The sequence below is a fragment of the Geodermatophilus sp. URMC 62 genome (assembly GCF_052931475.1).
Map to the genome: position 1 here is coordinate 459,519 of NZ_JBRFHY010000001.1, position 11,600 is coordinate 471,118.

Annotated in this window: 17 protein-coding genes; all 17 read right to left on the reverse strand. The window is 74.5% G+C overall.

The annotated features are described in order from the left end of the window. Positions 1 to 194: 194 nt before the first annotated feature. The gene (locus ACU616_RS02155) at positions 195 to 824 is read right to left on the reverse strand and encodes a hypothetical protein (RefSeq protein WP_446756847.1); all 630 of its coding nucleotides are present in this window, start codon (positions 822 to 824) and stop codon (positions 195 to 197) included. Then, a complete protein-coding gene (locus ACU616_RS02160) occupies positions 821 to 1,015 on the reverse strand; it encodes a hypothetical protein (protein ID WP_446756848.1) in 195 nt (64 codons plus the stop codon). The genes ACU616_RS02155 and ACU616_RS02160 overlap by 4 nt, the downstream gene beginning before the upstream one ends. After that, positions 1,012 to 1,290 (reverse strand): hypothetical protein, encoded by a 279-nt coding sequence (locus tag ACU616_RS02165; protein WP_446756849.1) that lies wholly within the window; start codon positions 1,288 to 1,290, stop codon positions 1,012 to 1,014. Before ACU616_RS02165 ends, ACU616_RS02160 begins: the two co-directional genes overlap by 4 nt. 102 nt (positions 1,291 to 1,392) lie before the next feature. Then, on the reverse strand, positions 1,393 to 1,773 hold the full coding sequence (locus tag ACU616_RS02170; RefSeq protein ID WP_446756850.1) for a hypothetical protein: 381 nt from the start codon (positions 1,771 to 1,773) through the stop codon (positions 1,393 to 1,395). Next, positions 1,770 to 3,191: a recombinase family protein gene (locus ACU616_RS02175; protein WP_446756851.1), complete on the reverse strand. Its 1,422-nt coding sequence runs from the start codon at positions 3,189 to 3,191 to the stop codon at positions 1,770 to 1,772. Before ACU616_RS02175 ends, ACU616_RS02170 begins: the two co-directional genes overlap by 4 nt. Before the next feature lie 16 nt (positions 3,192 to 3,207). Further along, positions 3,208 to 4,650 carry a YifB family Mg chelatase-like AAA ATPase gene (locus ACU616_RS02180; protein ID WP_446756852.1) on the reverse strand — a complete coding sequence of 481 codons (1,443 nt, stop codon included), beginning with the start codon at positions 4,648 to 4,650 and terminating at the stop codon, positions 3,208 to 3,210. Continuing rightward, positions 4,647 to 5,006, reverse strand: coding sequence for a YraN family protein (locus tag ACU616_RS02185; protein WP_446756853.1), 360 nt, complete (start codon positions 5,004 to 5,006; stop codon positions 4,647 to 4,649). Before ACU616_RS02185 ends, ACU616_RS02180 begins: the two co-directional genes overlap by 4 nt. Positions 5,007 to 5,137: 131 nt before the next feature. After that, positions 5,138 to 5,458, reverse strand: a complete 321-nt coding sequence (locus tag ACU616_RS02190; RefSeq protein ID WP_446756854.1) for a DUF2469 domain-containing protein — start codon at positions 5,456 to 5,458, stop codon at positions 5,138 to 5,140. Continuing rightward, on the reverse strand, positions 5,455 to 6,183 hold the full coding sequence (locus ACU616_RS02195; protein ID WP_446756855.1) for a ribonuclease HII: 729 nt from the start codon (positions 6,181 to 6,183) through the stop codon (positions 5,455 to 5,457). Before ACU616_RS02195 ends, ACU616_RS02190 begins: the two co-directional genes overlap by 4 nt. Before the next feature lie 306 nt (positions 6,184 to 6,489). After that, positions 6,490 to 7,212 carry a LuxR C-terminal-related transcriptional regulator gene (locus tag ACU616_RS02200; RefSeq protein WP_446756856.1) on the reverse strand — a complete coding sequence of 241 codons (723 nt, stop codon included), beginning with the start codon at positions 7,210 to 7,212 and terminating at the stop codon, positions 6,490 to 6,492. A gap of 275 nt (positions 7,213 to 7,487) precedes the next feature. Then, a complete protein-coding gene (lepB, locus tag ACU616_RS02205; protein WP_446756857.1) occupies positions 7,488 to 8,399 on the reverse strand; it encodes a signal peptidase I in 912 nt (303 codons plus the stop codon). A 67-nt stretch (positions 8,400 to 8,466) separates the two neighbouring features. Beyond that, positions 8,467 to 8,823: a 50S ribosomal protein L19 gene (gene rplS, locus ACU616_RS02210; RefSeq protein ID WP_446756858.1), complete on the reverse strand. Its 357-nt coding sequence runs from the start codon at positions 8,821 to 8,823 to the stop codon at positions 8,467 to 8,469. Positions 8,824 to 9,006: 183 nt separating this feature from the next. Then, positions 9,007 to 9,507 (reverse strand): NUDIX hydrolase, encoded by a 501-nt coding sequence (locus ACU616_RS02215; RefSeq protein WP_446756859.1) that lies wholly within the window; start codon positions 9,505 to 9,507, stop codon positions 9,007 to 9,009. Next, positions 9,500 to 10,243 carry a tRNA (guanosine(37)-N1)-methyltransferase TrmD gene (gene trmD / locus ACU616_RS02220; protein ID WP_446756860.1) on the reverse strand — a complete coding sequence of 248 codons (744 nt, stop codon included), beginning with the start codon at positions 10,241 to 10,243 and terminating at the stop codon, positions 9,500 to 9,502. Before trmD ends, ACU616_RS02215 begins: the two co-directional genes overlap by 8 nt. Then, positions 10,240 to 10,740, reverse strand: coding sequence for a ribosome maturation factor RimM (rimM, locus tag ACU616_RS02225; protein WP_446761445.1), 501 nt, complete (start codon positions 10,738 to 10,740; stop codon positions 10,240 to 10,242). Before rimM ends, trmD begins: the two co-directional genes overlap by 4 nt. Positions 10,741 to 10,780: 40 nt before the next feature. After that, on the reverse strand, positions 10,781 to 11,017 hold the full coding sequence (locus ACU616_RS02230; protein ID WP_446756861.1) for an RNA-binding protein: 237 nt from the start codon (positions 11,015 to 11,017) through the stop codon (positions 10,781 to 10,783). Between the two features lie 3 nt (positions 11,018 to 11,020). Further along, positions 11,021 to 11,458, reverse strand: a complete 438-nt coding sequence (gene rpsP / locus ACU616_RS02235) for a 30S ribosomal protein S16 (protein WP_446756862.1) — start codon at positions 11,456 to 11,458, stop codon at positions 11,021 to 11,023. Positions 11,459 to 11,600 lie beyond the last annotated feature (142 nt).

Consider the following 11,600-nt stretch of genomic DNA (forward strand, 5'->3'; position numbering starts at 1 on the left):
ACCTCGGAGGGCACGGGCCAGCCGCTCCCGCCGACCCATGAGGTGAGGTCGGCAGACCGTGCACGGAACGGCCCGCCCGTCCGGGGCGTCCGGCAGCCAGCCGCCGCTGCACGCCGGATCGTGACTCGGGGCCGGCGTGGGGGTGTCGGCGTTGACGTCGTCGATCGGCTCCCCGTACCGGTCGAGACGGCCGCTCACCCGGCCGCCTGACGTCGGGCCCACTCGCGCTCCTGCTGCCGGCGGCGAGCCGCCTCGACCGCTTGCTGCCGAGCGACCAGCTCGTCGTCGTCCGGGACTATCAGTGCGGGACGGACGGGCGGCGAGTCGTCATCCCTCTCGCGCGCGTCAGTAACAGGGTCCTCCGTAACTGCTTGCCTTCCTGCCTTCCTTCCTTCCTGTGCTGTCCCGGGGACACGTCCCCCGGGACGTCCCCGGGGACGGTCTCCCGGCACATCCCCGGGGACGGTCCCGGGGACAGCAGCCTTCTCGGCCGCCTCGGCCCGCTGTCGGGCTTTCTTTTCGCGGTCCCGACGGCGGGCGTTCTCCAGCACCTCCAGCTCGTCACGGCTGGTCTGCGTGGCGGCGAAGTCGACGAGAGTCAGCTGGTCACCGTCCACCCTGACCAGCTCGAGGCGCACCAGCTCCGGCACACACTCCGGCCGGACACGGGTGATCAGTTCGAGCTCGGACAGCTCGACGACGCCGTCAGTCCGGTTCGCGACGGCGTACAGCAGGACGTTGATGAACGTCCGGTGTGCTGCGTCGCTTGCCCGGTTGAGCCGCCGGTCGAGCAGCCACCGCTCGGGCAGCCGGGCGTCCGTCACCGCTCGGACCCGAGGTCATGTCCGCCCGCACCTGCCTCGGCCGGGCGGACGAGGACGACGGACCCGCGCAGTAGCAGCGCGAGAAGGTCTCGCTCGGCGGGGGTGAATGGCACTTCGGCCAGCCGGTCGGCGGCGCGCTTGACGTGCTCCTCGTACGGGATGGGCTGCGACGTCTGGGCGCGGCTGCTCATCGGGCCGCCCCCTTGCGGGCGTCCGCGGCCTGTCGGCGGGCCTGGGCGCTCTTGAGCGCCATGCGCTTGTAGTGGGCGCTGCGCAGGTGTTCGGCGCGGCGGGCCCGCTCGGCGGCTGGCAAGACGCCGTCTGGGTCGGCTTCGCGCTCGAAGCGCTCGGCGAGGGCCTGGCGAGCGTTGGCGGTGCGGGCGGCCGGATCGGCGGTGCGCGCCCACGACGAGTGGGCTGCGATGGACGCGACGAGAGCGCGGGCTTCAGGGCTGTGCGCGGGCACGGCGGAGTCATCCTCTCGATGACTCCAGCCGCCCTGAGCTGGATCGGCGCCGAGGCGCTTTCGGCCGCTACCGGCCTGGCACTAACCAGGACTGTACAGCGTTCAGGGCGCCGGTTTCACCACGCGGGTTACAACTCGCCGCCCTGAACGCTCGGCGTCCACGGCCCACGCCTGGACGTCGTCCGGGTCCAGCTCGAACATGCCGTCATCGACGCACCAGACAAGCGGGGAAGCGAGTCCGGGCACGGGCCACTCAACGACCGGGCCGGCGGGTACACGACTGCGCCGCAGGGCCTCGGACTGCTGCCATCGGCTCGTGACGACGAGGCCGTCGGCCAGGTCGGTAACCCGAAGTTCTCGGCCGTCGGGCGTGAAGACCGGTTCGGTGTGGTGGTAGTTCCGCACCCGGTGCACGGCGCCCACGGGGCCGTTGCACTGAGGGCAGCGAAGCTCGATGACCTTCACGACCTGCTCAGCGTTCACAGCGGCTCCTTCCGCTCGATGACGACGGTCTCGGGTCGGAACGTCCGTGTGCCCCGGCCGGGCGGGTGCAGCCGCACCGTCATCAGCAGGTCGATGACGGCGCGGCGGCGAGCTACCGACAGCGCGTCCCACGCGGCTCGGACGTTCTCGGCGTGCACCAGCGGCCCGAGGACGTCGACGCGGCCGGCGTCGGCGAGCTCGGCCTCTGCGGCAGCCAGCCGCTCGCGCAGACGCTCGGTGGCGGCGCGCAGCTGGGACGCGGTCAGGGCGCCGTCGGCGAACTCGACGGCCAGCGCGTCGAGGCGGGTCCGTAGGGCGACCGCCTGTTCCCGCAGCTTCCCGACGTCCGGCCGCTGGTTGTCGGCCAGCAGCCCGATCGCGTCGGGCCGGGACAGCCGCTCGATGACGACGGCGGAGACGTAGTCCTCGACCGGTTCGGCGCTCCGCTGCACATGCTTCATGCTCGGGCACCGGATGATGCGGCCCTGACCCTTGGTCGCCCCGCCACCGTGGCAGGACAACCCGCATACGGCGCAGCGAGCGACACCGGTCAGCAGCCCGCGGGCGTTGGCCGCCGCCGTCCGTCGGCTCGGGTCGCGCAGGAGGTCCACGGCGGCCCGCCAGGTGCCCTCGTCCACGATCGGCGGCCATGCTGCCGGTCCGGTGATGTGCCCGTCGCGGTACACGCGCGAGCCGTTGGCGGCCCGGCGGTCGTCCTCGGAGACGTGCGAGCGCAGCGCTGCGTTGCGGGGGTTGAGCAGGACGTCGCGGGCGGATGAGCGGGTGAACGGGCGGCCCTGCCCTGTCTGGAACCCCTTGTCGTTCCACATGCGGGCGACCTCGGCGACGGGCTCGCCGGAGAGGATCGCCCGGTACCCGGCGTAGACGGCGGCGGCCTCGTCCTCGCGGACGGTCATGCCGGTCTCCGCGTACCCGAACGGGCGCCTTCCCCCGACCCGGCGACCTGCCTGCGCGGCCTGCGCCTGTGCGGCCTTCTGCCGGTCGCTCTTGAGTTCGATCTCGTAGCGGGCGACCGAGGACAGCTGGTCGGCGACCAGCCGGCCACCGGCGGTCGACAGGTCGAGGTCGGCGCCGTTGACGAGGGAGATGGTCACGCCCTTGGCCTGGCACAGCTCGTAGAGCCGGACCTCGTCGCGTCGGCTGCGCTGTAGCCGGTCCAGCGACCAGGCGACGACGACCTGGACCTCTCCGGAGTCGATGCGGCGGAGCATTGACTCGAACCCGTCACGCTTGCGGCTGCCTGCCTTCGCCGAGCGGTCGTTGTCCCGCTCGTCGCCGAGCCAGGTCCAGCCGCGCTCGCGGGCGCGCCGCTCGGTGGCCTCCCGCTGGCGGGTCACACCAGCGGCGAGACCCGTCCGGTCCTCGGAGATGCGCAGATACCCAAGCGCGTTCGCCATGGTATCGACACTACAGCTACACCGTTGTCCTCGTCACCCGCAGCACGCGGTCCAGCCCCCGGACCGACAGCACCCCGCGGTCGAGCGCCCGCTCGGCCAGGGCCAGCGCCGGCCGGGGCACCGTCCAGCGCTCGCGCAGCAGCCGGCCGGGCACCTGGCTGTTGAGCGCCAGGCCGGCGCGGCCCAGCCGGGCGGCCGAGGCCGCTCGCGCGGCCGCGACCCGGGCGGCCACCTGCGCGGTCGACTCCGGTGGCTCCTGCCCGCGCAGCCAGGCCGCTCGCGTCACCGGCGGCAGGTCCACGCGCAGGTCGATGCGGTCGAGCAGCGGGCCCGACAGCCGGGCCTGGTAGCGGCGGCGTTCCAGCGGGCTGCACGTGCAGGCGGCGTCCCCGGCCGCGCCGGCGCAGGGACACGGGTTGGCGGCCAGCACCAGCTGCGCGCGGCACGGGAAGGTCGCCGACCCCGACGCGCGGGCGATGGTGACCGCGCCGCGCTCCAGTGGCTGGCGCAGCGTGTCCAGGGTCGCGCGGGAGAACTCCGGCGCCTCGTCGAGGAAGAGGACACCCCGGTGGGCCCGGCACAGGGCACCGGGCCGGATCGCTCCCGAGCCGCCGCCGACGAGCGCCGCCATCGTCGCCGAGTGGTGCGGCGCCTCGAACGGCGGCCGGCTCACCAGGGGCACACCCGGCGGCAGCGTGCCGGCGACCGAGTGGATGCCGGTGACCTCCAGGGCGGCCCGCTCGTCGAGGACGGGCAGCAGCCCGGGCAGCCGCTCGGCGAGCATCGTCTTGCCCGCGCCCGGCGGCCCGGTGAGGAACAGGTGGTGCCCGCCGGCCGCCGCCACCTCGACCGCGCGCCGGCCGGCGGCCTGCCCGACGACGTCGCCGAGGTCGGGGACCGGCCCCGGCGGGGGCAGGGGTCCGCGGACGTGCGGCAACAGGCGGGCGTGGCCCGACAGGTGGGCCACCAGGTCGCCGAGGGTCGCCGCCGGCAGGACCTCGACGCCGTGCACCAGCGCGGCCTCCTCCGCGTTGCCGGCCGGGACCACGACGGCGCCGTGCCCGGCCGCCGCCGCGGCCAGCACCGCCGGCAGGACGCCGCGGACCGCCCGCACGGAGCCGTCGAGCCCGAGCTCACCGAGCAGGACGAGCCCGTCGGCGGCGTCGGCGGGGACGGTGCCGGCCGCGGCGAGGACGGCGGCGGCCAGCGCCAGGTCGAACCCACTCCCCTGCTTGGGCATCGACGCCGGGGACAACCCGATGGTGATCCGGCGCATCGGCCAGGAGGCGCCGGTGTTGACCACCGCGGCGCGGACGCGGTCGACCGACTGGCGCACGACGGCGTCGGGGAGGCCGACCAGGACCACCCCCGGAACACCGGCCGACATGTCCACCTCGACCTCGACCATGGCGCCGCTGACGCCGGCCAGGCCCACCGACCAGGTGCGGGCCAGCGTCACGAGAAGGCCCCGCGCAGGTGCGTCACCAGAGCCGGCCGCTCCGGCCGCACGAGGACACCCACGACGTCGAAGCGGAGGTCGGGCGCGTGCTGGTCGTGCGCCGCCAGCCAGCGCTGGGCCAGCGTGCGCAGCCGCCGCTGCTTGGCGGGGGTGACCGCCTCCACCGGGTGGCCGAAGCCGGTGGCGCGGCGGGTCTTGACCTCGCAGAAGACGATCGCCGACCCGTCGCGGGCGACGATGTCGAGCTCGCCGTCGCGACAGCGCCAGTTGCGGTCGAGGACGAGCAGCCCGGCGTCGGTGAGGTAGACCGCCGCGATGGCCTCGCCCCGGCTGCCGAGTTCGGTGGTGGTGGTCACCCGCCGACCGTCGCCGCTCCGGCCGCCGCCGGGGTGCCGTGGCGGCTCCCTGTGGACGGCGCGGCGGGCTGTGGACGGTCCGGGCGGCGACGTCGTCCCGGTCGGTCAGCCTGCCGGGCGTGCGGAGCGGATCAGGTCAGCCGGGGGCCGTCGGGCAGCTCGAGGTCGGGCTTGTCCAGCTCCTCGACGTTGACGTCCTTGAACGTCAGCACCCGGACGTTGCGCACGAAGCGCGCCGGCCGGTACATGTCCCAGACCCAGGCGTCGGAGAGCTTGAGCTCGAAGAACACCTCGCCGCCGGCCTCGCGGACCTGCAGGTCCACGGAGTTGGCGAGGTAGAAGCGCCGCTCGGTCTCCACCACGTAGGTGAACTGTCGGACGATGTCCCGGTACTCGCGATAGAGCTGCAGCTCCATCTCGGTCTCGTACTTCTCCAGGTCCTCGGTGCTCATCGAGGCTCTCCGGACACAGGGCGCATGCCCCCATCATCGACCATGCCGCCGGGACCGGTGAGTTGGAGCTCCCGGTCGGCGTGTGCGGCACGGCTGTGGGCCTCGCGGATGTGGGCCCCGCGGATGTGGGCCTCGCGGGCGCGCACCACGTTGACGAAGCGCGACCGGTGCTCGGGGCAGGGACCGTGACGCTCGAGGGCGGCGGTGTGGGCCTCGGTCGTGTAGCCCTTGTGCACCGCGAAGTCGTACTGCGGGAAGCGCTCGTGCAGGTCGAGCATGATGCGGTCGCGCGCGACCTTGGCGAGCACCGACGCCGCGGCCACGCAGGCGGCGACCCGGTCGCCCTTCCAGACGGCGAGGTTCGGCCGCCCGAGCCCCGGCACGGGGAACCCGTCGGTGAGGACGTAGTCGGCCGCGGGGTCGAGCGCGCAGACCGCGCGGCGCAGCGCCTCGAGGTTGGTCACGTGCATGCCGCGCGCGTCGAGGTCGGCGACCGGGATGACCACGACCGACCAGGCGACGGCGCGCGCGACGATCTCGTCGTGGACCCGGTCGCGGCTGGCGGCGGTCAGCAGCTTGGAGTCGGCCAGGCCGGGGACGCGGCCGCGGCGGCCGGCGGGCAGGACGCACGCGGCGGCGACGAGCGGGCCGGCGCAGGCGCCGCGCCCGGCCTCGTCGGCACCGGCCACGGCGGTGAAGCCGCGGCGGCGCAGCGAGCGCTCCATGTCCCAGAGGGCGTCGTGGGGCGCGGGTGCGGCGGAGCGGGAGGTCCGGGGGGACGCTGCCCGGTGCGGGAGGGGAAGACGGCCGGCCATCGCCGTCCGACACTACGACGGTGCGGCCGGGGCGGGGACGGCCGGACGCCGGACGACCGCGGGCCGGTCCCCGGGGTCAAGGGGGACCGGCCCGCGGACCGGGGCCGGGCCGGCTGGCGGCCGGCGGGGCACCTCCCGGACCGCCGAGGAGGCGGGCGGCCCGGGCGTGGTGCGCCGGGCCCGGCGGGGATGCGCGCCGGGCCCGGGCGTCGGGGGTCAGACCTCGGCCGGGGCCGGGGCCGCGGCGGTCATCCCGTGCGCGCCGCAGGTGCAGGCGGCCGGGTTCCGCGAGGACAGGACCAGCGAGACGGCGTGCGCCCGGTCGCGGGCACCCAGCTTGCGCAGGATCGCCTTCACGTGGGACTTGACGGTGTCCTCGCTGATGAACAGGTTGCGGCCGATCTGCCGGTTGGACTGGCCCTGCAGGAGCTCGTCGAGGACGTCGGACTCGCGGCGGGTCAGCGGGACCTCGGGGGTCAGCGGCTTGCCGACCGGAGCGGCCGAGGGCTCGACGCGGCGGATCTGCGGGTCAACGACGGTGCGGCCGGCGCGGACGGCCAGGACCGCCCAGCCGAGCAGGGTCGGCGAGGTGTTCAGCAGCAGGTAGCCGCGGACTCCGGCGGCGACCGCCTCGTTCACCACGGCCGGGTCCTCGGAGGTCGCCAGGGCGATGACGGCCACCCGCGGGAAGCGGCGGCGCAGGTCGCGGACGACGTTGAGGGTGGCGGCACGACCGGCGCCCATCTCCACGACCACGGCGTCGGGATGGGCCGTCTCCACCAGGGTCAGCGCCCGGCGCATCTCCCCGGGGGTGCCGACCGACTGCATGCCGGCGGTCTCGTTGATCATGCTGGCCAGACCGCGGCGCAGGACGGGGGCGTCGGCGAGGACGAGGACGCGGGTGACGCCTCGGGCGGCGCTCGCCATGGGTGCGGACACGACGTACTCCATTTCGGTGGACCGAGTTGCTCTCGAACACCTCATCGGAGTGGAATGGCTGGTCCTTGAACACTTCTCGGATGTTTTTCCGCGACTTTCTGCACCGGGCCGGAATGGGTCGACCCGTCACGGGAGAAACACCGCGCCGTGACACGTCCCGCATTGTCGACATGGTGACGCCATTTACGAGAATGGCGCGGGAAGGACCGGACACACGACGACGGCGCCGCCCCGCGGGGGACGACGCCGTCGTGGGGCGGGTGCGGGCAGCCGCGCTAGCGGTCGGCGGTGCGGCGCAGCCGCCGCCGGCGGTGCCACACCGTCACGGGCAGCGCGCCGACCAGGCCCGCACCGACGGGGAGCGCCGAGCCGGCGGGGCTCAGGGTGTCGGACGGGGCCACGGACGAGGCCTCGGTGTGCTGGATGTCGGGGTCGTCGAGGGTGCCGAAGCGGTTGATCGGCCAGACGATGAGCGCGGCCTTGCCGATGACGTCGTCCACGGCGATCGTCCCGCTGTAGCGGTCACCGACGTGGGAGCGCGAGTCGGCCGACGCCGAGCGGTGGTCGCCCATCACCCACAACCGGCCCTCGGGGACGGTCACCGCGTCGAACGCGCGGCTCTCCAGGGGCGTGTTCTCGTAGATGTAGGGCTCGTCGAGGGGCTGACCGTCGACGGTCACCCGGCCCTCGGCGTCGCAGCACTGCACGGTCTGGCCCCCCGTGGCGATGACCCGCTTGACGTAGTCGTCCTCGCTCGGTGGCGCGACGCCGACCGTGCGGCCCAGCCACAGCAGCGCGCCGGTGAACCAGTTGTCCGGCTCCTGGACGTCGACCTCGGGCACCCAGGTGTCGGGGCCCTGGAAGACGACGATGTCGCCCGGCTCGGGATCGCCGAACCAGTACGGGACCTTGTTCACGAGCACCCGGTCACCGGTGCACCCGGGGCAGCCGTGCAGCGTCTGCTCCATCGACCCGGACGGGATGAAGAACGCCTGCGCGAAGAAGGTCTTGACCACCAGCGCCAGCACGAAGGCCACCAGGAGCAGCACCGGCAGCTCGCGCAGCAGCGAGGTCTCCGACCGCTGGCCCCGTTGCCGGTGCCAGCGGCGGCCGGCGGCCTCGGCTCCGGAGGGGGGACCGTCCCCTGGAATGACGTCGGCGGGCTCCCCGGACCGGTCGCTGCTCATCGGGAGCCAGCGTACGGCCGTGGGGAGCCCGCCGCGGACAGGCCGGGTCGGGCCGGCCGGGAGGTCGTCAGCGCGCGACGGTCTCGCGACGCTCCTTGATCTTCGCGGCCTTGCCGCGCAGCTCGCGGAGGTAGTACAGCTTGGCGCGACGGACGTCGCCGCGGGTGACGAGCTCGATCCGCTCGACGACCGGGGTGTGCACCGGGAAGGTGCGCTCGACGCCCACGCCGAAGCTCACCTTGCGGACGGTGAAGGTCTCGCGGATCCCGCCGCCCTGGCGGCGGATGACCACGCCCTGGAAGACCTGGATGCGTGACCGGTTGCCCTCGACGACGCGGACGTGCACCTTGACGGTGTCCCCCGGACGGAAGACGGGGATGTCGTCGCGCAAGGAGTCGGCGTCGAGTACGTCCAGGGTGTTCATCGCAGCATTCCTCGGTCTCAGCGGTGGCTCGTCGTCGGCCCGGCAGCGGGTGCCCCGCGCTCCGGTCCAGATGGCTGCGACTCCGGGAGGGAGTGCCCGTCGGCGGGCGCCTCCGGTCTGCAGCAGCTCTCTACTGTGCCACATCCGCGCCGGGCTGCCGAGCGGACCCCGGGCGGGCACGGCTCAGTCGACGACGCGGGGAGGGCGGCGCCACGGTCCGGCGAGCAGCTCGGGCAGCACCGCGGCCAGCTCGCGGGGCGCGAACGCCTCGGCCGAGGCGGCGACCTCGGCCGGCGTCCACCAGCGGTGCGGCTCCTCGCCGAGCAGCTCCAGCTCCGTGCGCCCGGCCGGGTCCACCTCGTGCACGACGTCGCGCAGCACGAAGAAGGTCTCGCGCGAGTCGACCTGCACGCCGGCGAAGGGCCCCACGTGCCGCCGGAACCACACCGGGCCCTCGAGCGCCGCGGGGTCGACGACCAGGCCGATCTCCTCGGACAGCTCCCGGACGGCGGCCTGCCGGACGGTCTCGCCGTCCTCCACTCCCCCGCCGGGCGTGTACCAGAACAGTACGTCGCCGGGCGGGATGGCGGGGTCGGTCAGCCGCGCGCCGAGCAGCAGCACCCGCCCGTCGGGGTCGAGGACGACGACCCGCGCCGTCGGCCGCACCCACGCCTTCTCAGGCACCGTCGAGGACCGCCCGGTCGGCCGGCGAGAGGGCGTCCTCGGGCAGAGCGGCCAGCAGGTCCGGACGCCGGTCCGCCGTCCGCCGCAGCGACTCCGCCCGCCGCCACCGGGCGATCGCGGCGTGGTCGCCCGAGAGCAGCACCGGCGGGACGTCGAACCCGCGCCAGGAGGCCGGCCGGGTGTAGGAGGGGCCCTCGAGCAGCCCGTCGGCGTGCGAGTCGTCCTCGACCGACTCGCGGTTGCCGACGACGCCGGGCAGCAGCCGGGTGACCGCCTCGACCATCACCAGCACCGCCGACTCGCCGCCGGCCAGCACGTAGTCGCCGATCGAGACCTCCGACACCGGCCCGGCCGCCGCGGCCCACTCGGCCACCCGCTGGTCGATGCCCTCGTAGCGGCCGCAGGCGAAGACCAGCCCGGGCTCGGCGGCCCACTGCGCGGCGACGGCCTGGGTGAACGGGCGCCCGGCCGGCGTCGGCACCACCAGGCGGGTGCCGGGCGGGCGGACGGCCTCCAGGGCGCGCGCCCACGGCTCGGGGCGCATGACCATGCCGGGGCCGCCGCCGTAGGGGGCGTCGTCGACGGTGCGGTGGACGTCGTCGGTCCACTGCCGGAGGTCGTGCACGCCGGTGGCGACCAGGCCGCGCTCGGCGGCCCTGCCCAGCAGCGACTGGCGCAGCGGGGCGAGGTACTCGGGGAAGATCGTGACGACGTCGACGCGGTAGGGGCCGCTCACAGGTCGAGCAGCCCCTCCGGCGGGTCGACGACCACGACACCACCGGCGAGGTCGACGGTGGGCACGATCGCCGCGACGAAGGGCACCAGCAGCTCGCCTCCACCGGTGCGCGCGACGACCAGCAGGTCGGCGCCCTCGTGGCGCACGGCGGTGACGGTGCCCAGCGGGGCGCCGTCGGTCAGCCGGGCGGCCAGGCCGACGAGCTGGTGGTCGTAGTAGGCGTCGGGGTCCTCCAGCGGCGGGAGGTCGGCGACCGGCACGTGCAGCTCGGTGTCGCGCAGCTCCTCGGCCGCCTCGCGGCTCTCCACGCCGGCGACGGTGAGCAGCAGCACCTCGCGGTGCCAGCGCACGCCGGCCACGGTCAGCGGACCGCGGGCGGCGGGTTCGGTTAGCAGGACGGCGCCGGGGACGAAGCGGTCGTCCGGGTCGTCGGTGCGCACCTCGACGGTCACCTCACCACGGACACCGTGGGGCCGGCCGATGCGGCCGACCACCACGGTGTCCGGTGGGGTCGAGGCGTCCAAGGGACGGCGGGGCTCAGCGCCCGTCGGTGTCGACGACGTCGACCCGCACGCCACGGCCGCCCACACCGGTCATCACCGTGCGCAGGGCCTTGGCGGTGCGCCCGCCACGGCCGATCACCTTGCCGAGGTCGTCGGGGTGCACCCGGACCTCGAGGGTCTTGCCGCGGCGACCACCGACCAGGTCCACGGTGACGTCGCGGGGGTGGTCGACGATGCCCTTGACCAGGTGCTCGAGCGCCTCTTCGAGCACGTCTTACTCGGCGGGCGTCTCGGCGGCGTCGGTGCCCGCCGCGTCGTCGGCCTTGGGGGCGGCCTTCTTCTTGGGCGTGGTGGCGCCGGCGGCGGGCTCGTCGCCGTTGTTGCGCACGAGCTCCTCGTAGAGGGCCTTGCGGTCGGGCTTGGGGGCGGCGACCTTCATGGGCGGCGGCGCCGGCTCGCCCTTGAACTTCTGCCAGTCACCGGTGACCCGGAGGATGGCGGCGACGGCCTCGGTCGGCTGCGCGCCGACGCCCAGCCAGTACTGCGCGCGCTCACTGTCGACCTCGATGAAGGAGGGGTCCTCCTTCGGGTGGTACTTGCCGATCGTCTCGATCGAGCGACCGTCCCGCTTGGTGCGGGCGTCGGCGACGACGATGCGGTAGTACGGGGCGCGCATCTTGCCCAGGCGCATGAGCTTGATCTTGGTGGCCACGGTGGCTCGGATTCTCCTCGAACGCTGTCTGACGGTGCTCGCCGGACGGACGCGTGGGGTTACGCCGGGGCGGAGCCAGGGACACGGCCGGCGTCGGTGAGAGGGCCGCGCACCGCCGTGTTCGACCGACCATGATGCCAGA